This window comes from Pontibaca salina, assembly GCF_016307205.1.
Taxonomy (GTDB): domain Bacteria; phylum Pseudomonadota; class Alphaproteobacteria; order Rhodobacterales; family Rhodobacteraceae; genus Pontibaca; species Pontibaca salina.
On sequence record NZ_JAEIJD010000001.1, the window covers coordinates 416,429 to 442,040 of the forward strand.

Here is a 25,612-nt window from a genome sequence, read left to right on the forward strand (position 1 = left end):
CCTGTTTCTTTCTGGTCATAAATACCCAATAATCCCCGGCCTACTCAGCTGCCCAACGTCTCGGCGATGCGCGCTGCTAGACGCCGGCCCACTTCGGATTTGCTCATCCGTGGCCAAGGTTCGGCATTCTCCTCAGTGACCAAAACCACCGCGTTCTCGCTGCCACCCATGATCCCGGTCTCCGGGCTGACGTCATTGGCCACAATCCAGTCACAGCCCTTACGCCGCCGCTTGGCGGCCGCGTACTCTGTGACGTTTTCGGTTTCCGCCGCGAACCCGATGACAAGCCGGGGTCGCCCCGCGCCCATCTGCGCCACCCCGGCCAGAATGTCGGGATTCTCTTCAAGTTCCAGCACCGGCAGGCCGCCAGCGGTTTTTTTCATCTTGTGATCCGAAGCTGTGGCCACGCGCCAATCGGCAACAGCGGCGGCAAAGACCGCCGCGTCCACTGGCAGCGCCTGTTGCACGGCCTGTTGCATCTCGCGTGCAGTCTGCACCCGCACCACCTGCACGCCCTTGGGCGGCGGCACGTCGGCGGGGCCGGTGACGAACACCACCTCCGCCCCCAGCGCGACCAATGCCTGCCCTAGCGCACTGCCCTGCGCGCCCGAAGAACGGTTGGCGATATAGCGTACCGGATCAATTGGCTCATGCGTTGGGCCGGAGGTCACCAAAACCCGCTTGCCGACCAACGGCCCGGCAGTCAACTCCGCCTCGATCGCGTCAATGATCTGCGCGACTTCGGCCATACGCCCAGGACCATATTCACCGCAGGCCATGCTGCCCGCCTCCGGTCCGACAAAGCGGATACCATCCGCTGCCAGTTGTTCACGATTGCGCTGGGTGGCCGGATGCTCCCACATGCGCACATTCATCGCCGGTGCAATCAGGACCGGTTTATCCGTCGCCATCAACAGGGTCGACGCGAGATCGTTTGCCAGCCCGCCCGCCATCCGTCCCATCATATCGGCGGTGGCCGGCGCGACCACCACCAGATCGGCGCTGCGGCTAAGCTGGATATGGCCCATTTCGGCCTCGTCGGTCAGATCGAACAGGTCGCGATAAACCTTGTGGGCGGCCAGCGCGGAAACCGATAGAGGCTTGACGAACTCCTCGCCTGCACGGGTCAAAACCGGCACGACCTCGGCACCACGATCCCGCAGCCGCCGGATCAGGTCCAGTGACTTATAGGCAGCGATCCCGCCCCCTATGATCAACAATATGCGTTTCTGGGCCAGCATTGCATCGGCTTTCCGGTGTGTTTTCCCGGACCATAAGGCGCACGCCGCGCGTGTGCCAGCGGTTATTCCACCCCCTCCGGCGTGGGCGCGCGGAACCTGTCACAAGGATCGTCACGCTCTACGGGCTTGCTGTCCAAAACCGCATCAAATTCGCCCGCGATCTGCTCGTTTTCGGATTGTCCCACCGCGAAAACCTTTACTTCGGGGCGCACTCGCTTGAGATAGAGCGGAATTCCCCAATCCTTGCGGGCATGGCCGTTACCGGTGATCACCACGACCGGCCCGCCAGTGGCCTGCAGCGCATCGATCACCGCCCGCGCCAAAGCCGCATCGCGCAACCGCTGGATCTCGACCATAGGCGCTAACATCTCAGGTGGCAGAGCATTGCAATGCACCAACTGTTGCAATTCTTCGCGCGAGGTCTGCTCGGCCTTCGGCAAAGGCGCGGTCAGTCCGTAAGCTGCGGCATCGGCTCCGAACGCCGCCGCCACTCCGCCTTCCATTGCGCGCTTGGCCTCCTGCCGCGGCACCATTGCCCCAAATATGCGTGCCTTGGGCGCGGCCAGAAAAATCGGATGATACATGGCAAAATCAGGCCAGCCGCTTTGTGCCCAGCCCAGCTGATCGGCCAGTTTATCGCACTCGGGGATCAGCGCCAGATCGACCATTTGTGCCTCCACCCCGGTCAGCATCTCCCACACCACGGCACTGGGTTGCAACATTTCAACCAATTGCGCCTGATATGTATGGTGGGCCGGATTGTCATGCACCTCGCCCAGAATGACCACATCCGCGCGGGCCGCGGCGGACACTACCTGATCCAAGGACGCCGCCCGTAAGGGGGCGGCGGCAAGCGCAAACAAGGCGGCAGCAATCACGAACTTCATGCTAAAAAATGGTGCACTTCCATGGACTGACTTTCAAGCGATCTGCGCATTTTCTGAAAGGCTGCCGCCTCAAGCTGGCGCACACGCTCCTTGGACAGACTCAATTCGTCGCCCAAGCTTTCCAGCGTCCGCGGTTTATCCAGCAGTTTGCGTTCGCGCACGATAAAGCGTTCACGCTGGCTCAGCTCTGACATCGCGATCAAAAGCCAATCGCGCAGTTGTTCACGATCAAGTTGCTGTTGGACAGTTTCGGCGGCCTGCGCGCTGTCGTCTTCCAGAACATCAATCCACTCGCGCCCCTCATCTTCGGTGGACTGCGTCGCATTCAGGGAAAAATCCGAGCCCGACAACCGTCCGTCCATCATCTCGACATCACGCACCGGCACCCCGACCTCGGTTGAAATCAACTGGTGAAGCTGATGGCGGTCCAAAGACTCGCCCCGTTGTGCCGCTTCGCGTTCAAACCGCGCTTGCACCCGGCGCATGTTGAAGAACAGGGATTTCTGGCTGCTGGTGGACCCGGTACGCACCATCGACCAGTTGCGCATCACATAATCCTGTACGCTGGCCTTGATCCACCAGACTGCATAGGTTGAAAATCGCACCCCGCGGTCGGGGTCGAACTTCTCGGCGGCTTTCATCAATCCCAGCCCGGCCTCTTGAATCAGGTCGTTCATCGGGGCCCCATAGCGGCGAAACTTTGCGGCCATCGAAATTGCCAGCCGCATATAGGCGGTAATCAGACGATGCAGCGCTGCCTCGTCGCGCTCATCACGCCAAGCATAGGCCAGTTCCAGTTCCGTTTCGGCATCCAACAACTCAGCCTTCATTGCCTTTCGCGTGAAAGACATATCCGTCGGTGTGTCTAGTGCCATCCCAGCCCCCTTTCCAATCGACATAATCGCAGCAGCATTTTATGTTGCGCGTCTGTCATGGTTACGTATCGGCCCAACGTCCGGATCACTTAAAGGTTCAATCAAAATGTTGAGTTCGTTGACTTTCGTCCTAGGTGGAGCAGCCTCAGGCAAGTCTGCATATGCCGAGAACCTCATTGAAAATAGCGGACTTTCAATGACTTACCTCGCCACGGCCCAGGGTCAGGACAGCGAGATGCGGGCGAAGATCGCGATCCACGCCAAGCGACGCTCTTCTACTTGGTCGCTGATCGAAGCCCCATTGGATGTCACTGCCGCGCTGGCATCGCTGGAACCCGGCCAAATCTGCTTGTTTGACTGTGCAACCCTCTGGCTGAGCAATCAGATGATGGCAAAAAGGGATCTGACAGAAGCCACCACAGAACTTCTGCAAAGCATCGCGACATGTCGTGCGCCACTGGTCATCGTCTCAAACGAGGTCGGTCAGGGGATCGTGCCGGCCGACGCCATGACGCGGCAATTTCGCGAGGCACAGGGTCGGCTGAATATCGCATTGGCCGCGCGCGCGGACGTGGCGGTGCTGGTGGTCGCGGGTCTGCCGCTGGCGCTGAAAGGCACGCTTCCATGACCCGGCTGCATCTGGTGCGCCACGGGCCAACCCATGCAAGCGGAATGGTTGGCTGGACCGATCTACCGGCCGATCTCAGCGATACCGCCGCGCTGGCGCGCCTGTCTGCGTATCTGCCCGCACAGGCGGTGGTTGTATCATCCGACCTCTGGCGCGCACGCGCCACCGCCGATGCGATTCAGGGCCAGCGCACCCGTTTGCCCCACCAAATCGACCTGCGCGAGATTAATTTTGGGGCGTGGGAGATGCGCCATCACGCCGATGTCGAAGCCGAAACCCCCGATCTAATCCGCGCCTACTGGGATCAGCCCGGCACGCCCGCCCCCCCCGGTGGAGAAAGCTGGAATCAGATAAGCGCCCGTGCCAATCGGGCGATCGACGCGCTGATTGCCGCTCATCCCGAACAGGATTTGATCGTGGTCGTCCATTTCGGTGTCATCCTCACGCAGCTTCAGCGCGCACTCGCTATCCCGGCGCGCAAGGCTTTCGCGCATCGCATCGACAATCTGTCGGTGACTCGGATCAGCCTCGGCCCCAAAGGCTGGCAAACCGGCGCAATAAATCTTTTGCCCTGAGGGTCAGGCATTTGATCGCTCTTTGCGCCTCTCGGCTCGGCCGCGTTAACGATTCTTAAACGCCTTGCCGGATAGCCGTTAACCGATGGTGTCACTGGGGAGAGGGAATGGTCGCGCGCGCCTATACCGTTGCGTTCCAGGGCGTTGAGGCCCGTCTGGTCGAGGTACAATGCGCTATTAGCCCAGGCTTACCGGCTTTTTCCGTTGTCGGACTGCCGGACAAGGCCGTTTCCGAGGCGCGCGACCGCGTCCGCAGCGCGTTCAGTTCGATGGCCATCGCCCTGCCCTCACGCCGCATCACCATCAACCTGTCGCCCGCGGATCTGCCCAAAGAGGGCAGCCATTTCGATCTGCCCATCGCGCTCGCATTGCTGGCAGCGCTGGAAATTGTTCCCGCCGACTCTGCCGAGAACACTGTCGCGTTGGGCGAACTATCGCTTGATGGCTCCTTGGTGCCCGTGCTGGGGGCACTGCCCGCCGCCATGACCGCAGCCGAACAAAACCATGTGCTGCTCTGCCCGCGGGCCTGTGGGGCCGAGGCCGCCTGGGTCGGTGCGGCGCAGGTGATCGGAGCGCAAACGCTGGGCGATGTGGTGCGCCATTTCACTGGACAGTCGCCAATTCCCCCAGCCCAGCCGGGCGAGGTCGTGCTGCCCTCCAGCGACCGCGACTTGCGCGACGTCAAAGGTCAGGAACGCGCAAAACGTGCGCTTGAAATCGCCGCCGCCGGACGGCACCACCTGATGCTGGTCGGCACGCCGGGCTCGGGGAAATCCATGTTGGCGGCGCGAATCCCAGGCATCTTGCCCCCGCTGACCCCGAGTGAGGCGTTGGAAACATCGATGGTCCATTCGCTTTGCGGCTTGTTGGACGAGGGTGGTATCAGCCGGACGCGTCCCTTTCGCGAGCCTCATCACACTGCGTCGATGGCGGCTATCGTTGGCGGTGGGCGCAACGCCAAACCGGGCGAGATCAGTCTGGCACATAATGGTGTGTTGTTCATGGACGAATTTCCGGAATTCGCCCGCGGTGTTCTGGAAACGCTGCGCCAGCCCATCGAAACCGGCGAGGTCATGATTGCGCGCGCCAATGCGCATGTAAAATATCCCTGCAAATTCATGCTGATGGCAGCCGCCAACCCATGCAAATGCGGGTATCTCTCAGATCCTGCCCGCGCCTGCGCCCGGGTGCCGGCCTGTGGCGACGATTATTTGGGCCGGATTTCGGGGCCGCTCATGGACCGTTTCGACCTGCGCCTTGAAGTGCCTCCGGTCGGTTTTGTCGATCTTGGCTTGCCCCCCAGCGGCGATAATTCGGCCACGGTCGCCGCACGTGTTGCCGCCGCACGTTCCGTTCAGGCCGACCGGTACGGCACCGCATCTGGCTTGCGCCTGAACGCCGACGCCGACGGTAAGGTGTTGGATCAAGTCGCCATTCTGGATGCGGAGGGGCGCGCCCTGCTGGCCCGTGCCTCTGAACGATTCGGATTGTCGGCGCGCGGCTATCACCGGGTTCTGCGGGTGGCGCGTACGATCGCCGATCTGGAAGGCGAACCTGATGTGCGCCGCCCGCATATAGCCGAAGCGCTCAGCTATCGCTTGAGCGCGACGGTTGCCGCTTGATCCTCTGTCCTAGTTCCGCGAGCGTCGCGTCCGCTTCGGGCAAAAGGCGTTGAAATAGCGGCCAAACGTGTGGGAGGCCATGCGCCACCTGCAGGTGTACCTCGACACCCTGCTTGCGCAGCCGAGCAGCCATGCGGATGCTGTCATTGTGCAAGATTTCCTATCTCCCACATATAACCGGACTGCCGCGAAGTGGCCCAAGGTAGACCCGTGCACGGGTTTCAAATGCGGTGCGCAGCTTGTCGGGATCTCGCGCACGGGTAAGGCAGGGCTTTCGAACTGGCGCACAAGGCCGTTCAGCACCCGCCGCTGTCCCGTCACGGCTTGGCGACACGCGCCTCAACCGCATCCCAGATAGCACCTGCAACATTTATGTCGTCGAAGCGCTCCAATTCCTGAATGCCGGTGGGCGAGGTCAGGTTGATTTCGGTCAGCCAGTCGCCGATCACATCAATCCCTACGAAAACTTGCCCCTTTTCGCGCAAGAGCGGCCCGATACGGGCGCAGATCTCGCGATCGCGCTCGCTCAGAGCGATCTTTTCAGGACGTCCCCCGACATGCATGTTCGAGCGCACCTCGCCCTTGGCGGGAACCCGGTTGATTGCGCCGACAGCCTCGCCATCGACAAGGATCACCCGCTTGTCGCCTTTTTGTACCGCTGGCAGAAATTTCTGCACGATCAGCGGCTCACGAGAAAATCCCGTGAATAATTCGTGCAGAGATGTGAGATTGCGGTCACTTTCATCCAGCCGGAACACGCCGGCACCGCCGGCCCCGTAAAGCGGTTTCAGAATGATATCGCCGTGACGCGCCTTGAATTCGCGAATCGTCTCCAGATCGCGGGCGACGGTGGTGGGCGGTGTGAGATCAGGAAAATCCAGCACCATCAGCTTTTCCGGGTAATTGCGCACCCAGAAAGGATCATTGACCACCAAGGTTTGCCCGGCCAGCCGGTCGAGAATATGGGTTGCAGTGATGTAGTGCATGTCGAACGGAGGATCCTGACGCAGCCAGACCACGTCCATTTCCGCCAGATCAATCTTGCGCATGTCGCCCAGTATGGCGGGTTTATCGCGGACCCGTTGAACCTGCATTTCGTGGCCACGGGCGGTTATCCGCCCCTCTTCATAGGCAAGATGGTCGGGTTCATAATAGAATAACTGATGCCCGCGCGCCTGTGCCTCTTCGGCGAGACGAAACGTGCTGTCAGCGTCAATATCTACGGCCCCGACCGGATCCATCTGAAAGGCGATCTTCATGGCAGCTCTCTCCATCATTTGGGGTGGATACATGCCGCAGCCACACAGAGGGTTCAATGACGATCAGCGTTGCCTATGATTCGCCAAAGGCGTTTTCGACGATCCGCATCGCGCCGCCCCCATCCACCAGCGCCACGTCAAAGCGCATATTGGTCAATTGCCCAAAGCCGCGCTCGTCAAGATAAGCCTGCGCCGATAAACAGATCCGTTGCATCTGGCGGGCACCCAGACGCTCTGCTGCGGCTGCGAAGCTGCGGCTTTTCTTGACCTCAATAAAAACCAATTCTTCGCCATCTCGGGCGATCAAATCGATTTCTCCACCACCCCCCCGCCAGCGACGATCCAGCAGCGCATAACCGCGACCTTCGTAATTGCTTGCCACGCTGTTTTCCGCCGCCAGACCCGCGTGATAGGCGGCCTGTCCGCGATTAACCGCAACGGATTGCATCACATCATTCCTTTCCCAAGGTCAGCGCCAGCTGATAAATGCGGCGGCGCGGCACATCATGCATTTTTGCCACCATATCCGCCGCGTCCTTGACCGAATGCGCCTTCAAGGCTTCTTTCAGATCCGTTTCTAGATCGATTTCCTTAACATTCGGCAAACTTCCGCGATCAACCACCAGCACCACTTCGCCCTTAATATTGACCCCGGCCAGTGCCTCAGCCAGCTCTCGCAGCGGGGCGCGGCGAATTTCCTCGAATTTCTTAGTCAGCTCGCGGCACATTGCCGCCGATCGCTCCGCGCCCAGTGTCTCCGCCATATCGGCGAGGCTGGCCGCGACGCGTCTGGGCGATTCGTAAAAAACCAGCGTGCCGGGCACCGTGCGCAAGGTTTCCAGCCTGGCGCGGCGCGCAGCGCGCGCATTCGGTAGAAATCCGGCGAAAAAGAACGCATCGGTAGGCAGACCCGCGAGAGTTAGCGCAGTCAGAACCGCCGACGGCCCCGGCGCGGCTGTCACTACATGACCGGCCTCGGCGGCGGCGCGGGCAAGGTCGTAACCGGGGTCAGCGATCAGCGGCATTCCTGCCTCAGATGCATAGGCCAGCGAGCGGCCATCGGCCAGCGCAGCAAGCAGATTCTCACGCGCTGCCGCCCCACTATGATCATGATAGGAAACGATTTTCCGCCCCTCAAGGGGAACAGCGTGGATCTCCATCAAGCGGCGCAGGCTGCGGGTGTCTTCGGCGGCGATCACATCGGCTGAGGCCAGCACATCAAGCGCGCGCAGAGTGATGTCGCGGGCGGTACCGATCGGCGTAGCGACAAAGTAAAGCCCCGGAGGCAATATGACCTTTTTGTAATTCAATGCTGGACCCGACTCTTGTGACGTCTATTATCCGACTGCAACGAAAACGCGGTGCAAGGCCGCCGGATATCGGAGATTATCATACATGGTTGCCGCTTTTAACCCTGCCCGCAAGCTCGCACTGTATTGTCTGGCTTTGCTCTCTGGGCTGCTTGTGTCAGCGTGTGACAACATCGGTATGCCAAGCACTGGCCCGGCAGTCGATAGGGGTCAACCAGTCACTGTTGCGCTTCTGGTGCCGCGCAATTCGGGGCAACCGGGCGATGCCATTTTGGCGCAGAGCCTGGAAAACTCAGCTCGTATGGCGATTGCTGATCTGGGCGGCAATCCGCGGATCGATCTGCGGGTCTATGATACTGCGGGCAGCGCCGCAATGGCGGCGGCGCAGGCAACCAAAGCGGTGGACGAAGGGGCAAGTATCATCCTCGGCCCGGTCTATGCCGAGGCAGCCAACGCGGCCGGTCTGGCCGTGCGCAACCGCAATGTGAACGTCCTGTCATTCTCCAACAACGCCACCATTGCTGGGGGCAACGTTTTCGTACTTGGACCGACCTTCGAAAACGCCGCCATGCGGCTGGCACGCTACGCGGCGGATCAGGGCAAACGCAATATCGTGGTTGTGCATGGCAAGAACTTGACAGGTCAGATGGGCTATGCGGCGATCCAGCGGGCGATGGCCTCGACTTCGGCGCGGATGGCCGGTGATGTTTCCTACGACGTCTCGCAGCAAGGGGTGATTGCTGCGGTGCCGAGGGTGCGGGAAATGGTTTCGAACACCGGTGCCGACGCCGTATTCTTTACCTCGACCACCGCCGGTGCCCTGCCGATGTTCGCGCAACTACTGCCCGAGGCCGGCGTTACTTCCGACAGCACGCAATTCATCGGCCTGACCCGCTGGGACATTCCGCCCCAGACCCTGTCGCAGCCGGGGGTGCAAGGCGGATGGTTCACATTACCCGATCCGGGCCGGATGCAATCGTTCACGGCACGCTATTCCGCCGCCTATGGCGGTGCACCGCATGCTATCGGCGGGTTGGCTTATGACGGAATCGCGATAGTTGGCGCTCTGGTCGGGAACGGCAAAGCCAATACGCTAAGCGCTGCTGCCCTCACCCAAGGCGCTGGTTTTGAGGGCGTTGGCGGTGTCCTGCGCCTGCGTGGCGACGGCTCCAATGAGCGCGGCCTGGCAGTGGCCACGATCCAGAACAAGCAGGTTGTCGTGATCTCTCCAGCTCCAAGAAGCTTCTCGGGTGCCGGCTCCTGAGCCGACCCTGTTTTGTCTGAACCCACCCGCGCCTGCCGGGTCTCTGATCTGCGAGGCGGCGGAGATCTTAGACCCATGCGCGGTGCGCGCGGAAATCTCTGCGGCCGTCGAAAACGCTCCGGATCACGCCGCGATACGGGCGCAGGCCACACGCATCCTGCTTGCCGCGCGTGACGCCGGGCGCGAGGCGATTGCCAACGCCTATGCGGCAGCGCCCCAGGCTTCACGATCTCTGACACGATCCTACACATGGTTGGCGGACGGGATTGTTGCCACGGCTTTGCACGTAGCAACCACCCACCTGCATCCTCTGGCCAATCCCACCGCCGGCGAGCGCTTGGCGGTGATCGCCGTGGGTGGATATGGGCGCGGCGAGATGGCGCCATTTTCCGATATAGACCTCCTGTTCCTGATCCCCTGCAAACTCACTGCATGGACAGAAAGCGTCATCGAATCGCTGCTGTATATGCTTTGGGATCTCCAGCTAAAGATCGGCCACGCAACCCGGACCATCGAAGATTGCATCCGCCTGGGCACCGAAGATTTCACCATCCGCACCACCCTGTTAGAACACCGCTTCGTGGCCGGTGATCTCAAACTTTCGGAAAGCCTTGACCGTCGGCTCGTCAAAGACCTGTTCACCGGAACGGAACGTGATTTTGTCGTCGCCAAACTGGATGAACGCCAAAAGCGCCACGCGCGATACGGTCAGCGGTATCGGGTCGAGCCCAATGTAAAAGAGGGCAAGGGCGGCTTGCGCGATCTGCAATCGCTGTTCTGGATTGCGAAATACATATACAGTGTCCAGAATTCTCGCGAACTTATCGACCTGGGGCTTTTTCTGCCCGACGAATATGACAGGTTCCTCAAAGCCGAAACCTTTCTGTGGTCGGTTCGCGCCCATCTGCACCTGATTTCAGACCGCGCAAACGAACAACTGACTTTCGACCAACAGGTCGCGGTCGCCAAACGGCTTGGCTACAGCGACAGCGCCGGACGGCGCGGCGTGGAAATTTTCATGCAGGATTATTTCCGGCAAGCGACTGCAGTGGGTGACCTGACGCGCATTTTCCTGACCAAGCTTGAAGCGGCACATGTCAAACCCGAACCACTGCTCGCGCGGGGCTTTCGCCATCCTCCGCCAATCAGGCCCGAATACACCGTCATTCACAACCGGCTTGGAATTGCCGATCCGGATGAATTTCTGTCCGACAAGCTGAACCTTCTGCGCCTGTTCGAAGAAGGTCTGCGCACCGGTATGTTGATCCATCCGGATGCGATGCGCTTAGTGGTCAGCAATCTGCATCTGATCGACGACGAGATGCGCAACGACCCCGTTGCCGGGCGCATCTTTCTGGATCTGCTGCTCAGGCACGGCAACCCCGGACGGGCCTTGCGGCGGATGAACGAGCTTGGGGTTCTGTCGGCATTCTTGCCCGAGTTTGAACCGATTGTCGCGATGATGCAGTTCAATATGTATCATAGCTATACTGTGGACGAACACACGATCCAATGCGTTGCTACGCTGGCCGAGATCGAAAAAGGCGAACTGATCGAAGATCTGCCAATCGCGTCGGGCATCCTCAAGGAAGGGCTTAATCGCCGTGTGCTCTATGTCGCGCTACTGTTGCACGATATCGCCAAGGGACGGCCCGAGGATCATTCTATCTTGGGGTCGCGGATCGCGCGGCGGGTGGCGCCGCGCCTTGGACTGAGCAGATCCGAAAGCGAAACCGTGGAGTGGCTGGTGCGCTATCACTTGCTGATGTCGGACATGGCACAAAAGCGCGACATCTCGGATCCGCGCACGGTGCGCGACTTCGCCAAGGCGGTAACAACCGTCAGCCGCCTTGATTTGCTGACCGTGCTCACGGTTTGCGATATACGCGCCGTCGGACCAGATACCTGGAACAACTGGAAGGCAACGCTGCTGCGCGAGCTTTACCGCCAGACCCGCTACGCGCTTGAGACCGGCATGGAAGCTCTCAACCGCACCAATCGCAGCTCCGAGGCCCACGCGGCCTTGCGCGCCGCCCTGCCAGACTGGCCGGAAACGGCGTTAAATCGCGAAATTGCTCGCCACTATCCGCCCTATTGGCAAGGGCTGCAGGTTTCCGCGCATGTCGAATTCGCCGAGATGCTGCGCGAGTTAGAGGCTTCACAAGACCCCGAGCAAGTTCTGATCCGTCTGCACCCCGACGAAGACCGCGACGCGACGCGCGCCTGTTTCGTCTTGGCAGATCATCCCGGCATCTTCTCCCGTCTGGCGGGCGCGCTCGCTCTGGTGGGGGCCAATGTGGTCGATGCCCGCAGCTATACCAGTAAGGACGGCTATGTGACCGATGCGTTCTGGATTCAGGACGGGGACGGCAACCCGTTCGAGGTTGACCACCTGCCCCGTCTCAGCCGCATGATCCACAAGACGCTAAAGGGCGAGATCCTGCCCCGCGATGCCTTTCGCACGCGTGACCGCATGAAGAAGCGCGAAAAAGCATTCAATGTTCCGACCCATATCACCTTCGACAATGAAGGGTCAGAGATTTACACCATCATCGAAGTCGATACCCGCGACCGCCCCGGGCTGCTTTATGATCTCGCGCGCACACTTGCGGCGGCCAATGTCTATATTTCGAACGCCGTCATCGCCACCTATGGCGAACAGGTGGTCGATACGTTTTATGTCAAAGATGTATTCGGCTTGAAATACCACAGCCTCCCCAAACAGAAGGTGCTTGAGGAAAAACTGCGCAAAGCCATTATCGAGGGCGCCGCACGCGCCGATCGCTGACGCAATTCCTATACAGTAACGCACCGAGCAATAGGTGACTGGCGGGCCATTTGGCACAGTTAGCAATTGCAGCCTTACCGTACAGCCGCTAGGCCCTTCCTAAAGGCTTGAACCATCGAAAGGGCCGCTGCGGTGAAGCCAATCCAGTTGATGTCCGGTTTTCTGACGGTTGGCATGTGGACGCTTTTATCGCGTGTTCTCGGGTTTCTACGCGATGCGATGATCCTCGCATTTTTGGGCACCGGGCCGTTATATGAAGCCTATGTGGTGGCATTCCGCCTGCCCAACATGTTTCGCCGCTTTTTCGCCGAAGGGGCGTTCAACATGGCCTTTGTGCCGATGTTTTCGCGCAAGCTGGAGACCGGGGAGGACGCACAGGAATTCGCGGAGAATGCGTTTTCCGGTTTGGCCGGGGTTCTGATCCTGCTGACGCTGGCGGCGCAGGTCTTGATGCCGTGGTTGGTATTTGCCTTGGCCAGCGGCTTTGTCGGTGAAGAGCGGTTCGATTTATCGGTCGAGTTCGGGCGCATCGCGTTTCCCTATATCCTGTTCATATCGCTCGCCGCATTGCTGTCTGGCATCTTGAATGCGACCGGCCGTTTTGCAGCAGCAGCGGCGGCGCCGGTTCTGCTGAATGTCCTGCTGGTGTCGGCCATGGCGGTAGCGGCGTTTCTGGGCGGCGACGTGGCCCGGGCGCTGGTCTGGGGCATTCCAGTCGCTGGCGTTGCGCAATTGGCGCTGGTTTGGATCGCCGCCTCGCGGGCCGGGTTCACCTTGCACATTCGTCGCCCGCGGCTGACCGGCGATTTGCGCCGGCTTGTGCGCATCGCCATCCCCGCCGCGCTGGCCGGTGGGGTGGTGCAGGTCAATCTGCTCGTCGGGCAGCAGGTCGCCAGTTATTTCGACAAGGCCGTTGGCTGGCTTTACGCGGCGGATCGCCTGTATCAATTGCCGCTTGGCGTGGTCGGTATTGCCATCGGCGTCGTGCTTTTACCGGACCTTTCGCGCCGCCTTGCCGCCGAAGACGACATTGGTGGCCGCCATGCCCTCAGCCGGGCGGGCGAGGTTTCGCTGGCGCTGACGATACCGTCGGCGGTGGCTTTGGTGGTGATCCCACTGCCGCTGGTTTCGGTTCTGTTCGAGCGCGGCGCGACCACCGCTGCCGACAGTGCCGCGATTGCACTGGCGGTAGCGATTTACGGATTGGGCCTGCCGGCATTCGTGTTGCAAAAGATCCTGCAGCCGTTGTTTTTCGCTCGTGAGGATACGCGCTCGCCGTTTCACTATGCGCTGTGGGCGATGGCGATCAACGCTGGCATTGCCATCGGATTGGCCCCGGTGCTTGGTTGGTTTGCACCCGCCATCGCCACAACGCTGGCGGGCTGGGGCATGGTCGCACTGCTGCTGCGCGGCGCCCGCGCGATGGGCGATGTGGCGCGATTCGATGCGCGGTTCGCCAGCCGGATCTGGCGGATTTGTCTGGCCTCCGCAGTGATGGGGGCGGCGCTGTGGGGGGCGGCGCAGATCCTGCACCCGGCGCTGAACACCGCCGGCTTACGCTATCTGGCTCTGATCGGCCTCGTCGCGGTGGGGATTGTCGTATATTTTGGCATTGGCCAGATGATCGGCGCGTTCCGCTTGGCCGAGTTCAAAGCCGTCATGCGCCGCCGCCAGCCGTCTTAATCGTGGCGGATCTTCCCCAGCACCCGTGCCCAGCCACCCGGTGACACGACGAATGACATCGCAAAGCCAGTGACGAAACCGGCCAGATCCGCGACCCAGTCGCTCTGCACATCGAAAAACAGCCCGAACAGCAGTTGAATTCCCATCAGCACCGCAATCAGCATGAACGCGCGGGCCTGATTTGCGCCGATATTGGCCAGCGAACGGGCCAGCAGATAAGTAAAGGCACCGATCATGCCATAGACGGGCGCGAAACCTCCGATCAATGGCACCGGATCGTTCAGGAACAGTGCATAGGCCAGCGCGCCGCCGATCCCCGAAACCACAAAAATGCCAAGCGTTGCGATCTGGCCAAAAGCTTCGGCAACCATCTTGCCCATCGCCAGCAGCATCACCCCGACAAACAGTGCGTGGCTGAAAGATGCGTGCACGAAGGGATAGGTGAGAAACCGCATGAGCTGCGACAGTGGCCAGTGGTTATTGGCCAGCATCCAGTCAAAGATATTGCCGGAAAAGGCATAAGTCTGAAATGCGGACAGCCTCCAGCCTGCGGCGCCGGGTCCACCGATCAAATTGCGCGTGCCCAGTTGGAATGCGATCTCAATCCCGACGATCATCAAAAACAGCGCTGCCACCACCGGCGGCAGAGGATTAACTGCGGAATTATTGCCGTTCATCTGCCCGGTCTCCTTGCTGGCGCCGGTTGCGCGCCGGTTGACGATATGTGGTGCCATGGGTAAGCGAGACAGACAGAATTTTCCAGATGGGAGTTTCCCCATGGCCGAGGCCAGTTTCACCCCGCGCGTGTTTTCAGGTGTCCAGCCTTCGGGCGATCTGCATTTGGGGAACTATCTGGGCGCGATTCGCCGTTTTGTCGAGGTGCAAGATACGGGGGTCGAAACCATCTATTGCATGGTTGACCTGCATGCGATCACGGTCTGGCAGGATCCGGCGGACCTTGCGCGCAGCACACGCACCCTTTGCGCCGGTTATCTGGCCGCCGGGATCGATCCGCAAAAATCGATCCTGATCAATCAGAGCCAAGTACCGGAACATGCGCAATTGGCGTGGATTTTCAACTGTGTCGCGCGTATGGGCTGGATGCAGCGGATGACCCAGTTCAAGGACAAAGTGGGCAAGAACGCACAGAATGCCTCGCTCGGGCTGTTTGCTTATCCGGCGCTGATGGCCGCCGATATTCTGATCTATCACGCCACCCATGTGCCGGTTGGCGAGGATCAGAAACAACATGTCGAACTGACCCGAGATATTGCCGCGAAGTTCAACCACGACTACGACGTCGATTTCTTCCCGATGACCGAACCGGTGATCGAGGGGGCCGCGACGCGGGTCATGTCTTTGCGCGACGGTTCGAAAAAAATGAGCAAATCCGACCCGTCGGACGCCAGCCGGATCAACATGATGGATGATGCCGACACCATCGCGAGAAAGATTCGTCGCGCGAAAACCGATCCCGACGCCCTGCCTTCGGAAGTCGCCGGACTGGAAGAGCGCCCCGAAGCGCGCAATCTGGTCAACATCTATGCCGGCTTGAACGATCAGAGCGTCGATCAGGTGCTGGAAGAAGTTGGCGGCCGCCAGTTTTCCGAGTTCAAGCCGATGCTGGCAGAACTGGCAGTGTCTAAACTGGCCCCCATATCGACCGAGATGACGCGCCTGTTGGCCGATCCGGGCGAAATCGATCGGATACTTGCCAGCGGTGCCCAGCGCGCCCGTGCGATCACCGCGCCAATCCTTGCGCGCACCTACGAAATCGTCGGGATGGTCGGCCCGGTCTGACCGCGCAAACGCTCACCACAATCGGTTGACCAGCCGCATGCGGGACTGGACGTCGGGGGCAATCCTGCCCTACTCTAACCTTGCATGAGATGAGGACGACGCGGTGGCAATCGGCAGCAATATCCGCACATGGTTTGACGACGGATGGCACGATGGCGACGCGATGATCATGTCTGCTGCCGATCACGGCGCGTGGCTAGGCACCACGGTATTTGACGGTGCCCGCCTTGTTGATGGGCTGACCCCCGATCTAGAGGCCCATTGCGCCCGTGCCAACCGTTCGGCCAAGGCCCTGATGTTGACGCCCACGATTAGCACCGAAGATATGGTCGCGATCACGCGCGAGGGGCTGAAAGCATATGGCAAAAGGGCGGCAGTTTACATCCGCCCGATGTACTGGGGCATTGATGGCGACCCCTCGGCCATCATCCCCAGCCCGGAAAAAACCGGCTTTGCCATCAGCCTTGAAGAAGTTCCCATGCCCCCGCCCGAGGCCTCGGTGACGCTGACGCGCACAAGGTTTCGTCGCCCGGTTCTGGACTCCTCGGTGGTGAATGCCAAGGCCGGGTGTCTTTACCCAAACAACGCCCGGATGCTGGCCGAAGCCCGCGCCAAGGGGTTTCACAATGTCTTAGCCACCGACGCCTTGGGAAATGTCGCCGAAACCGCCACCACCAACGTTTTTATGGTCAAGGATGGCGAAGTTTTTACCCCAATTGCAAACGGCACCTTTTTGGCCGGCATCACCCGTGCGCGCCATATTGGCAACATGCGCGCCGACGGCATAAAGATGCATGAAGCAGTGCTAGGCTATCATGATTTCGACACCGCGGACGAGATTTTCGTGACAGGCAACATGGCCAAGATCACACCGGTCACCGCATTTGACGATGTGCAATATCCGGTCGGACCAGTTACCAAGCGTGTCCGCGATCTGTATTGGGACTGGGCCGCATCGACCGGCTGAGCGGCAACGAGTCGGTTGCCTGCATCTGCGGCATCGGGCATCTTACTTTTCAGAACGCAAAGGGGGATCGATGCGCAAATTTCTGGTCGTGCTCGATGACAGCCGCGAATGTCTGAACGCCATGCGGTTTGCTGCCATGCGCGCCGCCAATAGCGGTGGCGGTGTCACGATTTTGTCGATCATCCCCCCGGAAGAGTTCAACCATTGGATCGGCGTGGCCGAAGTCATGCATGAAGAAGCGCGCGAGCGGATCCGCGCACATTTCGAAGTCTTCGCCAAATGGATGCGCGACAAACAGGGCGTGGACCCGGAACTGGTCATCCGCGAAGGCGAACCGGTGCCCGAGTTGCTGGCCCAGATCGAAGAAGATCCGGACATTGGCGTGTTGGTGTTAGGCGCCGGTGAGGACAAGAACGGACCCGGGCCGCTGGTCACGCAATTGACGCGCGGTGCCGGATCACTGCCCATTCCCATCACCATCGTGCCGGGACATCTGAGCAAGGAAAAGCTGATCGAGATCACCTGAGCGCACCTCGTGCGTCAGTTTAGAACCATTCCAATCCTTGACTTGCACCCCCCTTGGGCGCATATCGGGCGGGAAACGCATGGAGGCTCCAGATGTTCATCCAGACCGAATCCACCCCGAATCCGGCAACGCTCAAGTTTCTGCCCGGTCAGACTGTGCTTGAGGCGGGAACCGCTGATTTCCCCGCTCCCGATACGGCGGACAAATCGCCGCTCGCCAAACGGATCTTTTCGGTCGATGGCGTCGCGGGCGTTTTTCTTGGCCATGACTTCGTCACTGTCACCAAGGGCGATGCGACGGAATGGGATCATGTGAAACCGGCCATTCTGGGCGCCATCATGGAACATTTCCAATCTGGTGCGCCAGTGATGGATGCCGACCACACCGCCACCTCGGGCCATGCCGAGCACAGCGGCGAAGACGCTGAAATCGTCGATCAGATCAAGGAACTGCTGGACAGCCGCGTGCGCCCTGCCGTGGCACAGGACGGTGGCGACATCACCTTCCACGGCTTTGATCGCGGCGTGGTCTATCTGCACATGCAGGGCGCATGCGCGGGTTGCCCGTCGTCAACCCTGACACTGAAAATGGGGATCGAGAATCTACTGCGCCACTATATTCCCGAAGTGACCGAAGTGCGCCCGATCGCAGTCTGACACCTGATGACGCAACCGCCTCTGATCCTTGGTTTCGACACATCGGCCGCGTTTTGCGCGGCCGCTTTGTTGCGGGGCGACACAGTTCTGGCCACCCGGCACGAGGACATGGCGCGCGGGCAGGCCGAACGGCTGATTCCCCTGCTTGAGGAGCTTCTCGCGGAGGTTGATACCACGTGGCGGGATCTTTCGGCGCTGGGGGTCGGTATCGGGCCCGGCAATTTTACCGGCATCCGCATCGGTGTTTCGGCAGCGCGGGGGCTGGCATTGGGTCTTGCCATTCCAGCCGTCGGCGTCAGCGGATGCGAAGCCCGCGCATTGCTGGCACCAGGCCAGAGCGTCGCGATTCCCGCCCCGCGCGATCAGATTTTTCTTTGCGATAACGCCAATCCTGCAAACACACCCCGTCTGATGCCGCGCGAAACGGCGGGGGATATCTTGTCGGAAAGCGCGCCGCAGGGCTTGGCCGAGGCAATCTGTCGGGTCGCTGCTACCCGTTGGCAAACGCGTCCGCCTGCCCCCGCGCCGCTTTATGTGCGTCCCGCCGATGCCGCGCCATCGCGTGATCGCCCGCCCGTGTTGCTAGATTGATCACACCGGCACAGATGGCGGCAATCCACGCTGCCACCTTTATCGATTCCCGCAGTTGGAGCGCCGCAGAGTTTGCCGGTCTTCTAGACACCCCCGGCTGCTTTGTCTGTGGCGATGAGACGGCATTCGCCCTTGTTCGCGTCACGCTGGACGAAGCCGAATTGCTGACCATCGCGACCCACCCTGAGTACCGTCGCATCGGCCTTGGCCGGGCGTTGATGAATGTCTGGCACACCCGCGCCGTCCAATTGGGCGCGCGCCGCGCCTATCTCGAGGTTGCTGCCGACAACGTGCCGGCGCTGACGCTTTATTCGGCCTGTGGTTACACGATTGCGGGCCACAGACGCAGATATTACGCGCGCCCAGATGGCGGCACACCGGTCGATGCAACCGTGATGACACGCCCCTTGCCCTGATCCGCCGCGCCCTGCCCCTCGACCGGTTGCCGGAAACATGCGATCACAATATAGATCTTTAGATGTGGTAAGGTTTAGGAACTGCCATGCAAATTTACCTGCCCATCGCCGAAGTATCGGTTAACGCCTTTCTCCTTCTCGGATTGGGCGGCATCGTCGGCCTGCTTTCGGGAATGTTCGGTATCGGCGGCGGCTTTCTGATGACGCCACTTCTGTTTTTTATCGGCATACCGCCGGCGGTCGCTGTTGCCACCGGGGCGAACCAGATCGTCGCGTCATCGTTTTCGGGGGTTATGACGCATTTTCACAAACGCACCGTCGATCTCAAGATGGGCTCGGTATTACTGGCCGGCGGCCTGATCGGCGTGGCGGTTGGTATGGTGGTGTTCAACTACCTCAAGAGTCTGGGCCAGGTCGATTTACTTGTGCAACTTTTCTATGTCGTATTTTTGGGGTCTGTCGGCATTTTGATGTTCGTCGAAAGCATAAATGCATTTCGGAAAAGCCGCCGCATTGGGGCAAATCCTCCGACGCGTCGCCGTCAGCGCAATTGGGTGCATGTCTGGCCGTTCAAAATGCGGTTTCGCACTTCCGGTCTCTATATCTCGGCGATCCCGCCGCTAATGATCGGTTTCGCCGTGGGCATTCTGGCAGCAATCATGGGGGTCGGCGGCGGGTTCATCATGGTTCCCGCGATGATCTATATTCTGGGGATGCCGACCAAGGTCGTGGTGGGCACCTCGCTATTCCAGATCATCTTTGTCGCGGCTTTTACCACGCTTTTGCACGCCAGCACCAACTATACGGTCGATGTCGTTCTGGCGGTACTGCTTTTGTTAGGCGGCGTGATCGGCGCTCAGTTCGGCACACAAGTCGCAGTGCGCCTGAAACCCGAATTTCTGCGCGTCCTTTTGGCCGGGCTGGTCATCGTCGTCTGTAGTAAGCTGGCGCTCGATCTGCTTATTCAGCCAAGCGAGCTCTACTCGCTTTCGGCCTCTGGCAAGGATTGATCTGGTGCACCGGTTTTTTATCCTATGTCTGGCAATGCTTCTACCGAGCTTCGCGCATTCGGAAGAGGTCGTCATGGGTCTTTCCGACACTCAGGTCTCGATCAACACCAGTTTTACCGGTTCGCAGATTCTGATCTTTGGAGCGGTCAAACGCGAAGCACCCATTCGCGCCGATGCGCCGCTGCACGTGGTCATCACGGTTGAAGGGCCCAAACAGCGGGTAACCGTGCGGCGCAAATCGCGGTGGTTTGGGGTCTGGGTCAATACCGCCGCAGTGGAAGTCGACGCTGCACCCAGCTTCTATGCGGTCGCTACCACCGCCCCCTTGAACGAGATCCTGACCAGCACCGAAGATCTGCGGCGGAAAATCTCGATCAACCGCGCAATTCGATCCGTCGGAGCACCCGATACCATCAAAGATTCATCCGGCTTTACTGATGCAATCGTCCGGATCCGGCAAAAAGAAAACCTCTATCAAGAGATGGAAGGAGATGTGAAACTGGATCAGCAAACCTTGTTTCGCACCGCGATCTCGATGCCGTCGGATTTGATCGAAGGAGAGTACTCTGTACGGGTATTTCTGACCCGCAACCGCGAGATCGTTTCGGACTATAAAAAAACCATCGACGTGCGCAAAGTGGGTCTGGAGCGCTGGCTGTTTGCCCTGTCACGCGAGCAACCGATCATTTACGGGCTGATGGCGCTGGTGATTGCCATTGCGGCGGGCTGGGGCGCATCTGCGGCCTTCCGCAAGCTGCGGAACTGGTAGCTCAGCCTTCCTCGCGCGCAAGTACCAGCGCCGGAGCAGGCGCAGTACGTAAATCGTCCACCAGCAGCGGATGAGTCGGTTTCGACAGCCGGGCACGCACCACCCATATCAGCCGCTCTTGCGCGCGGGTGATCGCCACATAGGCCAGCCGTTTCCACAACGGCTGCCCCGCCTCGACCCGCCCCATACGCGCGGCAGCGAACAGGTCCGGCGCAAAGACCTGCACCGTATCCCACTGTGAGCCCTGCGCCTTGTGGATCGTCACCGCTGCACCATGCAGGAATGTCGCGCCCATCCGCGCAGCAAAGGGAATGAACGGTTCTTCCTCGTCTGGCTTTTCGATCTTGACGATGCTGGCCGCGCTTACCTGCGGATCTTCGGCACCTATGACATGCAGGCGGGAAAATCCGGGTTTGCGGCCCTCGCCTAGATAGACCACCTGCGCGCCGCGGATCAGACCGCGGGCCTCAAGATCCAGACGCCGCTTACGGTGTTTCAAGGGCAGTTCCAGACCATCACAGATCAACGGCTCACCCTCCAATAGCGCATCCTCGGGCGCGCCATGCACAGTCCGAAACGCGTTGATCAGGCGAATCCGGGTCGCGTTGCGCCAGACCAGCACCGGACTGCGCGCCATCAGATCGACCTCGACCCGTTCGCCCCAGATGACCCGCTCGTCCTGCTGAGCTTTATCCCGCACCATCCGTTCGAAATCGGAAAATTCCAGCGCCGGATCAGCCAGCGCATGGGCCAGATCCAAGATCGGATTGTCAGCCTCTTGCCGGTGGATGCGGTTCAGCACCAGCTTTTGTTCGTCCGCCAGAGCGTCGAACACCATATGGCCCGATTGCTGCACCGGTGCCAGTTGCGCCGGATCGCCAAACAGCACGAGATTTGGGAATATCTCCTTCAGGTCGTCGAATTGCTTATTATCCAGCATCGACGCCTCATCGACGAACCCGATATCCAGTGCCTCGTCGCGACGTTTCCAGCCGGTAATGAAATCCGACCCGCGCAGCCCCGCTGCAGCCAAGGCGCCCGGTATCGAATTATTGCCGGCATAAAATGCTGCAGCACGGTCGAGCGCCTGATCGCTGATCCCGTCGATCTGCGGGCGCTCGCCATTTCCGGTCAGCCATTCAGCAATGCGTTCATATTCAGGATCATAGACAGGCGTATAGAGGATACGATGAATCGTCGTCGCCGGAACCCCGCGCAACCGCAATACGCTGGCAGCTTTATTGGTGGGGGCAAGAATCGCCAATGTGCGTTTGTCGCGAAGTTTTCGGCTTTCGTAATCCCCCGAAATCACCTCGACACCGGCCTCGCGCAATGCCTTGAATAGCTCTGCCAACAGCAGCGTCTTGCCCGAGCCTGCCTTGCCGATTAGGGCTAAGATGCCGGACCCGACGTCCTTGGGCGGGGTTACCGCGCCACTGACCATATCAATCCCGGCCTTGCGCAAGGCATCTGCCACGCTGTCATAGGCCACAGCCTGATCGTCGGAAAAACTGATTGGCAAATCATTCATGCGCGCGACCCTACAGCCGTACGCGCGCGCCGACCAGAGTTTGCACGGCCGAGTCAGGCAGTCAGAACTATTTCCGGCTGCGGCATCGCACCGAATGCACGTTCGAACCACAGGGTCGACAGTTCTGGCGATAAACCGGCGCGGGTCGCGACACGGGCGCGGGCCTCCGAAGTGTATTTCCAGAGGCCGACGCTGATCCGCTCGCGGCCCTCCCCTTCAGCACCAAGGATTTCGGGCGAGGAACCGATGGCCCGATAAATACGCACCATGCGGGCGTCAAACGCCCCCACAAAGTGCCGGATGCCGAAATTTGCCATGATTTCACCACCCGCCAGCATAAGCGCTGCAGCCACATTAGATTGAGCGCTGTGTGACAGACAAAACCGCGTACATTCCCAGATCAGCGGACTGGTAATGGGCGCGCCACCGGTTAGATGGCCGAATATATCGTTAACCATAACCCGGCCGGTGGTTGGGAGAAAACGCATCGATCCGCCATGGCCACCATCTTGGTTTTGCCAGATCACGTAAAGCGGATCGAGTTCGTCGTATTGGTCGCGCTCAAAGCCGTTATCGTCTACCGAAACGTCCCAGCCGAGGCGGGTGCGAAACTGATCAGCACGATCACGGAACATTTCCTGCGCAAGCTTTGGATACTTATGCAGATCGTGACCGTAAATGTAGTGCAACATATCGTAGCCTCTTTAAGTGCTGTTCGCATCGACAATGCTACGGCGAGAATGGTTAACAAATCGTCATCCACCGGCAATATCTTGCCTTTCATGGTGAAAAACTGTCGGTTACAGGGTCTGTGCGGCCACCGGAAATCGGATATTTTGTTACACGATAATCAGGCCACGACTCAGCGCACGGGCTACGGCATGTGTGGTGTTCAATGCACCCAACTTGAAACGGGCGCTTTCGATATAGACCCGCAATGTGTTTTGCGAGATGGACAGGCTGTCAGCGATCTGGGCACGACTGTATCCCATGGCGATCAAGGTCATGGCGTCCACCTCGCGCGGTGACAGGGCGCGCGACTGCTCGGATTGCCGCCCCGGCTCAAACTCCAGCGCCTTGCGATGAAAATAATGTGCGATCAGGATTAGGTCGCGGCTGTGTGCTTTGGTAAAACGGGCCCAAGCATCATCGTCGCAATTATGGTTGGCAGTAAACAGGGCGAATTGGCCATTGGGGCCGCGAATAGGGATCGAGAAACCTTGGTTACCGATCCCATATTTCATCGCCTGCCGATGCATTTTGCGGGCCGATCTGCTGGACCAGTCGAGCCGTTTCCAATCAACCGGATGGAACCGTTGATAGCACCCCTGAACTACGGGGTCAGTACGCAGATAATTCTGCGACTTGTAAATCTCTACCCACTCGGGGCTATAGGTGCCGCAGCCATATTGATCTCCGGAACTTTCGACCCAGTGATAAACCATGTGATCGACGCCGAACGCATCGCGCAGCGCGGTAATAATATCCTGAAGGTCTTCAAGCGCCCTGGTAGCGTCCAAGTCCTTGAGTATCTGATCCAGATCCAACTTGCCCATCGGCGCTCGCACTTACTTTTTGCATTTTTTTTGCAATGTCCGTCGCGGCAATCAGCTTAGAATCCGCCAACTGGTTTGACAGGGCAACAAGGCCATTCTCGGAAGCATATGAGCAAAGATCCTCTAGAACGTCTAGTATCCAATAATGCCGCATCAAGGATCGCCCCCAAATTCTTAACTTTCGGTTAACGATTCCTAGCATGAGCTGAGTGCGCTGGACATTCACCGCTTTCACTTCCCCTGAAATAGTGAGGTCTGACCTTGTAAGTGCCTGTTATTACTCAGACGAATATCTAAATAGAACCCGCCCGCGAAGAGTTTCGGGGCTTCGCGGGCGGGTCGGGATCCTTCCAAAAAAATGGGTCAGGATCGTGCCTCAAGAACCTCTTCCATGGTCCGCAGACCGGTGGTGGGCGCCTGCACCAGCACCGACATGTTGCCGGGTTTGTGCTCATTGCGCAGCATCTTCATATGCGCCTGCGGCAGATCGGGCCACGAGAACACTTCGGACATACAGGGGTCAAGGCGACGTTCTAGCATCAGCCTGTTGGCTGCGCTGGCTTGTTTGAGATGTGCGAAATGGCTGCCCTGAAGGCGCTTCTGGTGCATCCACATATACCGCACGTCGAAGGTCAGGTTGAACCCCGAGGTACCGGCGCAGATCACCACCATACCACCCTTTTTGACCACCAGCGTCGAGACCGGAAACGTCGCCTCGCCGGGATGTTCAAAGACCATGTCAACGTTGACACCCTTGCCGGTGATGTCCCAGATCGCCTTGCCGAACTTGCGCGCCTCTTTCAGCCAGGTGCCGTATTCGGGCGTGTTCACCGTGGGCAACTGGCCCCAGCAGTCAAAATCGCGCCGGTTGATGACGCCCTTGGCTCCGAGATTCAGCACGAAATCGCGTTTGCTTTCGTCCGAGATCACTCCGATCGCATTGGCGCCGGCTGTATTGATTAACTGGATTGCATAGGAGCCAAGGCCGCCCGATGCGCCCCAAACCAGCACATTCTGACCGGGCTTCAGATCGTGGGGTTCGTGGCCAAACAGCATGCGATAGGCGGTGGCCAGCGTCAGTGTGTAGCAAGCCGATTCTTCCCATGACAGGTGCTTGGGGCGCGGCATCAACTGTTGGCTTTGCACGCGGCTAAACTGCGAGAACGACCCGTCCGGCGTCTCATATCCCCAGATGCGCTGGCTGGGCGAATACATCGGATCACCGCCGTTGCACTCCTCGTCGTCACCATCATCCTGGTTGCAATGCACCACGACCTCGTCGCCAACCTTCCAGCGTGTGACCTTGTCGCCCACCGCCCAGACAATGCCCGAAGCATCCGATCCGGCAATGTGATAGGGCTGTCCGTGGCCGTCAAACGGGCTGATCGGCTTGCCCAAGGCAGCCCAGACGCCATTGTAATTGACGCCCGCCGCCATCACCAGAATCAGCACATCCTGACTGTCGAGCTCAGGCACGTCCACCACTTCCTGTTGCATGGCAGTGTCAGGCTCGCCGTGGCGCTCCTTGCGGATGGCCCATGCGTACATCTGCTTTGGTACATAACCGAGCGGAGGAATCTCGCCGATCTCGTACAGATCCTTTTCTGGCGCCTCATAGGGCGCAATATCGCCGTGAGTGTCCAAAGCCATGATGGCCT

Annotated in this window: 25 protein-coding genes; 14 read left to right on the top strand and 11 right to left on the bottom strand. The window is 59.7% G+C overall.

Features of this window, described 5'->3' with window-relative positions:
* Window positions 1-44 precede the first annotated feature (44 nt).
* The 3 genes from coaBC to JAO82_RS02140 form a co-directional block, all read right to left on the bottom strand.
* Window positions 45-1,241 (bottom strand): bifunctional phosphopantothenoylcysteine decarboxylase/phosphopantothenate--cysteine ligase CoaBC, encoded by a 1,197-nt coding sequence (gene coaBC, locus JAO82_RS02130; RefSeq protein WP_198684675.1) that lies wholly within the window; start codon window positions 1,239-1,241, stop codon window positions 45-47.
* Window positions 1,242-1,303: 62 nt separating this feature from the next.
* Window positions 1,304-2,128, bottom strand: a complete 825-nt coding sequence (locus tag JAO82_RS02135) for a ChaN family lipoprotein (protein ID WP_198684676.1) — start codon at window positions 2,126-2,128, stop codon at window positions 1,304-1,306.
* Complete coding sequence (locus tag JAO82_RS02140; RefSeq protein ID WP_198684677.1) at window positions 2,125-3,003, bottom strand: RNA polymerase factor sigma-32; 879 nt, start codon at window positions 3,001-3,003, stop codon at window positions 2,125-2,127. The genes JAO82_RS02135 and JAO82_RS02140 overlap by 4 nt, the downstream gene beginning before the upstream one ends.
* 106 nt (window positions 3,004-3,109) lie before the next feature.
* Between JAO82_RS02140 and cobU the strand changes: the two genes are divergently transcribed.
* The 3 genes from cobU (at window position 3,110) to JAO82_RS02155 (ending at window position 5,828) form a co-directional block, all read left to right on the top strand.
* On the top strand, window positions 3,110-3,631 hold the full coding sequence (gene cobU / locus JAO82_RS02145) for a bifunctional adenosylcobinamide kinase/adenosylcobinamide-phosphate guanylyltransferase (protein ID WP_198684678.1): 522 nt from the start codon (window positions 3,110-3,112) through the stop codon (window positions 3,629-3,631).
* Complete coding sequence (locus JAO82_RS02150; protein ID WP_198684679.1) at window positions 3,628-4,206, top strand: histidine phosphatase family protein; 579 nt, start codon at window positions 3,628-3,630, stop codon at window positions 4,204-4,206. Before cobU ends, JAO82_RS02150 begins: the two co-directional genes overlap by 4 nt.
* Before the next feature lie 107 nt (window positions 4,207-4,313).
* Window positions 4,314-5,828: a YifB family Mg chelatase-like AAA ATPase gene (locus tag JAO82_RS02155; protein ID WP_198684680.1), complete on the top strand. Its 1,515-nt coding sequence runs from the start codon at window positions 4,314-4,316 to the stop codon at window positions 5,826-5,828.
* Between the two features lie 317 nt (window positions 5,829-6,145).
* Here the strand turns inward: JAO82_RS02155 and gshB are convergent, their stop codons facing one another.
* The 3 genes from gshB to rsmI all read right to left on the bottom strand — a co-directional run bounded on the left by gshB (window position 6,146) and on the right by rsmI (window position 8,397).
* Complete coding sequence (gene gshB, locus JAO82_RS02160; RefSeq protein WP_198684681.1) at window positions 6,146-7,087, bottom strand: glutathione synthase; 942 nt, start codon at window positions 7,085-7,087, stop codon at window positions 6,146-6,148.
* Between the two features lie 73 nt (window positions 7,088-7,160).
* Entirely contained in the window at window positions 7,161-7,535 is a 375-nt protein-coding gene (locus tag JAO82_RS02165) for a YraN family protein (protein ID WP_198684682.1), read from the bottom strand.
* Between the two features lie 4 nt (window positions 7,536-7,539).
* Window positions 7,540-8,397, bottom strand: coding sequence for a 16S rRNA (cytidine(1402)-2'-O)-methyltransferase (rsmI, locus tag JAO82_RS02170; protein WP_198684683.1), 858 nt, complete (start codon window positions 8,395-8,397; stop codon window positions 7,540-7,542).
* Between the two features lie 85 nt (window positions 8,398-8,482).
* On the opposite strand from rsmI, the gene JAO82_RS02175 reads away from it, so the two are divergent.
* The 3 genes from JAO82_RS02175 (at window position 8,483) to murJ (ending at window position 14,132) form a co-directional block, all read left to right on the top strand.
* On the top strand, window positions 8,483-9,661 hold the full coding sequence (locus JAO82_RS02175) for a penicillin-binding protein activator (RefSeq protein WP_198684684.1): 1,179 nt from the start codon (window positions 8,483-8,485) through the stop codon (window positions 9,659-9,661).
* Complete coding sequence (locus tag JAO82_RS02180; protein WP_408635483.1) at window positions 9,648-12,449, top strand: [protein-PII] uridylyltransferase; 2,802 nt, start codon at window positions 9,648-9,650, stop codon at window positions 12,447-12,449. Before JAO82_RS02175 ends, JAO82_RS02180 begins: the two co-directional genes overlap by 14 nt.
* Before the next feature lie 132 nt (window positions 12,450-12,581).
* On the top strand, window positions 12,582-14,132 hold the full coding sequence (murJ, locus tag JAO82_RS02185) for a murein biosynthesis integral membrane protein MurJ (protein ID WP_198684685.1): 1,551 nt from the start codon (window positions 12,582-12,584) through the stop codon (window positions 14,130-14,132).
* Here murJ and JAO82_RS02190 read toward each other — a convergent pair.
* Complete coding sequence (locus JAO82_RS02190; protein WP_198684810.1) at window positions 14,129-14,809, bottom strand: rhomboid family intramembrane serine protease; 681 nt, start codon at window positions 14,807-14,809, stop codon at window positions 14,129-14,131. The two genes, murJ and JAO82_RS02190, sit on opposite strands and share 4 nt — an antisense overlap.
* Before the next feature lie 100 nt (window positions 14,810-14,909).
* Between JAO82_RS02190 and trpS the strand changes: the two genes are divergently transcribed.
* The 8 genes from trpS to JAO82_RS02230 all read left to right on the top strand — a co-directional run bounded on the left by trpS (window position 14,910) and on the right by JAO82_RS02230 (window position 20,867).
* Window positions 14,910-15,932 (top strand): tryptophan--tRNA ligase, encoded by a 1,023-nt coding sequence (trpS, locus tag JAO82_RS02195; RefSeq protein ID WP_198684686.1) that lies wholly within the window; start codon window positions 14,910-14,912, stop codon window positions 15,930-15,932.
* Window positions 15,933-16,035: 103 nt separating this feature from the next.
* Complete coding sequence (locus tag JAO82_RS02200) at window positions 16,036-16,899, top strand: branched-chain amino acid aminotransferase (protein ID WP_198684687.1); 864 nt, start codon at window positions 16,036-16,038, stop codon at window positions 16,897-16,899.
* Window positions 16,900-16,969: 70 nt separating this feature from the next.
* Window positions 16,970-17,425 (top strand): universal stress protein, encoded by a 456-nt coding sequence (locus tag JAO82_RS02205; protein ID WP_198684688.1) that lies wholly within the window; start codon window positions 16,970-16,972, stop codon window positions 17,423-17,425.
* Window positions 17,426-17,517: 92 nt separating this feature from the next.
* Window positions 17,518-18,081 carry a NifU family protein gene (locus JAO82_RS02210; RefSeq protein WP_198684689.1) on the top strand — a complete coding sequence of 188 codons (564 nt, stop codon included), beginning with the start codon at window positions 17,518-17,520 and terminating at the stop codon, window positions 18,079-18,081.
* 6 nt (window positions 18,082-18,087) lie between these two features.
* Window positions 18,088-18,672 (top strand): tRNA (adenosine(37)-N6)-threonylcarbamoyltransferase complex dimerization subunit type 1 TsaB, encoded by a 585-nt coding sequence (tsaB, locus tag JAO82_RS02215; protein WP_198684690.1) that lies wholly within the window; start codon window positions 18,088-18,090, stop codon window positions 18,670-18,672.
* A gap of 14 nt (window positions 18,673-18,686) precedes the next feature.
* A complete protein-coding gene (locus JAO82_RS02220) occupies window positions 18,687-19,088 on the top strand; it encodes a GNAT family N-acetyltransferase (protein WP_198684691.1) in 402 nt (133 codons plus the stop codon).
* Between the two features lie 86 nt (window positions 19,089-19,174).
* Complete coding sequence (locus JAO82_RS02225; RefSeq protein WP_198684692.1) at window positions 19,175-20,098, top strand: sulfite exporter TauE/SafE family protein; 924 nt, start codon at window positions 19,175-19,177, stop codon at window positions 20,096-20,098.
* Window positions 20,099-20,132: 34 nt separating this feature from the next.
* Window positions 20,133-20,867 (top strand): TIGR02186 family protein, encoded by a 735-nt coding sequence (locus JAO82_RS02230; protein WP_198684811.1) that lies wholly within the window; start codon window positions 20,133-20,135, stop codon window positions 20,865-20,867.
* 1 nt (window position 20,868) lies between these two features.
* Here JAO82_RS02230 and JAO82_RS02235 read toward each other — a convergent pair whose 3' ends face one another.
* The 4 genes from JAO82_RS02235 to ccrA all read right to left on the bottom strand — a co-directional run bounded on the left by JAO82_RS02235 (window position 20,869) and on the right by ccrA (window position 25,604).
* Complete coding sequence (locus tag JAO82_RS02235; protein ID WP_198684693.1) at window positions 20,869-22,398, bottom strand: ATP-dependent DNA helicase; 1,530 nt, start codon at window positions 22,396-22,398, stop codon at window positions 20,869-20,871.
* A 53-nt stretch (window positions 22,399-22,451) separates the two neighbouring features.
* Window positions 22,452-23,090, bottom strand: a complete 639-nt coding sequence (locus JAO82_RS02240; protein ID WP_198684694.1) for an acyl-homoserine-lactone synthase — start codon at window positions 23,088-23,090, stop codon at window positions 22,452-22,454.
* A 147-nt stretch (window positions 23,091-23,237) separates the two neighbouring features.
* Window positions 23,238-23,954: a helix-turn-helix transcriptional regulator gene (locus JAO82_RS02245; protein WP_198684695.1), complete on the bottom strand. Its 717-nt coding sequence runs from the start codon at window positions 23,952-23,954 to the stop codon at window positions 23,238-23,240.
* Between the two features lie 363 nt (window positions 23,955-24,317).
* Window positions 24,318-25,604 (bottom strand): crotonyl-CoA carboxylase/reductase, encoded by a 1,287-nt coding sequence (gene ccrA, locus JAO82_RS02250; protein WP_198684696.1) that lies wholly within the window; start codon window positions 25,602-25,604, stop codon window positions 24,318-24,320.
* Between the last annotated feature and the right edge of the window lie 8 nt (window positions 25,605-25,612).

Excerpts from the sequence above, each read along its gene's own strand:
- JAO82_RS02225 (WP_198684692.1), top strand. The coding sequence starts at position 19,175 with ATGCAAATTTACCTGCCCATCGCCGAAGTATCGGTTAACGCCTTTCTC.
- JAO82_RS02240 (WP_198684694.1), bottom strand. The coding sequence starts at position 23,090 with ATGTTGCACTACATTTACGGTCACGATCTGCATAAGTATCCAAAGCTT.
- JAO82_RS02140 (WP_198684677.1), bottom strand. The coding sequence starts at position 3,003 with ATGGCACTAGACACACCGACGGATATGTCTTTCACGCGAAAGGCAATG.
- JAO82_RS02230 (WP_198684811.1), top strand. The coding sequence starts at position 20,133 with ATGCTTCTACCGAGCTTCGCGCATTCGGAAGAGGTCGTCATGGGTCTT.
- tsaB (WP_198684690.1), top strand. The coding sequence starts at position 18,088 with ATGACGCAACCGCCTCTGATCCTTGGTTTCGACACATCGGCCGCGTTT.
- JAO82_RS02135 (WP_198684676.1), bottom strand. The coding sequence starts at position 2,128 with ATGAAGTTCGTGATTGCTGCCGCCTTGTTTGCGCTTGCCGCCGCCCCC.
- trpS (WP_198684686.1), top strand. The coding sequence starts at position 14,910 with ATGGCCGAGGCCAGTTTCACCCCGCGCGTGTTTTCAGGTGTCCAGCCT.
- JAO82_RS02175 (WP_198684684.1), top strand. The coding sequence starts at position 8,483 with ATGGTTGCCGCTTTTAACCCTGCCCGCAAGCTCGCACTGTATTGTCTG.
- JAO82_RS02205 (WP_198684688.1), top strand. The coding sequence starts at position 16,970 with ATGCGCAAATTTCTGGTCGTGCTCGATGACAGCCGCGAATGTCTGAAC.
- JAO82_RS02155 (WP_198684680.1), top strand. The coding sequence starts at position 4,314 with ATGGTCGCGCGCGCCTATACCGTTGCGTTCCAGGGCGTTGAGGCCCGT.
- JAO82_RS02190 (WP_198684810.1), bottom strand. The coding sequence starts at position 14,809 with ATGAACGGCAATAATTCCGCAGTTAATCCTCTGCCGCCGGTGGTGGCA.
- gshB (WP_198684681.1), bottom strand. The coding sequence starts at position 7,087 with ATGAAGATCGCCTTTCAGATGGATCCGGTCGGGGCCGTAGATATTGAC.
- cobU (WP_198684678.1), top strand. The coding sequence starts at position 3,110 with ATGTTGAGTTCGTTGACTTTCGTCCTAGGTGGAGCAGCCTCAGGCAAG.
- JAO82_RS02210 (WP_198684689.1), top strand. The coding sequence starts at position 17,518 with ATGTTCATCCAGACCGAATCCACCCCGAATCCGGCAACGCTCAAGTTT.
- ccrA (WP_198684696.1), bottom strand. The coding sequence starts at position 25,604 with ATGGCTTTGGACACTCACGGCGATATTGCGCCCTATGAGGCGCCAGAA.
- coaBC (WP_198684675.1), bottom strand. The coding sequence starts at position 1,241 with ATGCTGGCCCAGAAACGCATATTGTTGATCATAGGGGGCGGGATCGCT.
- JAO82_RS02150 (WP_198684679.1), top strand. The coding sequence starts at position 3,628 with ATGACCCGGCTGCATCTGGTGCGCCACGGGCCAACCCATGCAAGCGGA.
- JAO82_RS02235 (WP_198684693.1), bottom strand. The coding sequence starts at position 22,398 with ATGAATGATTTGCCAATCAGTTTTTCCGACGATCAGGCTGTGGCCTAT.
- JAO82_RS02220 (WP_198684691.1), top strand. The coding sequence starts at position 18,687 with ATGGCGGCAATCCACGCTGCCACCTTTATCGATTCCCGCAGTTGGAGC.
- JAO82_RS02165 (WP_198684682.1), bottom strand. The coding sequence starts at position 7,535 with ATGCAATCCGTTGCGGTTAATCGCGGACAGGCCGCCTATCACGCGGGT.
- JAO82_RS02245 (WP_198684695.1), bottom strand. The coding sequence starts at position 23,954 with ATGGGCAAGTTGGATCTGGATCAGATACTCAAGGACTTGGACGCTACC.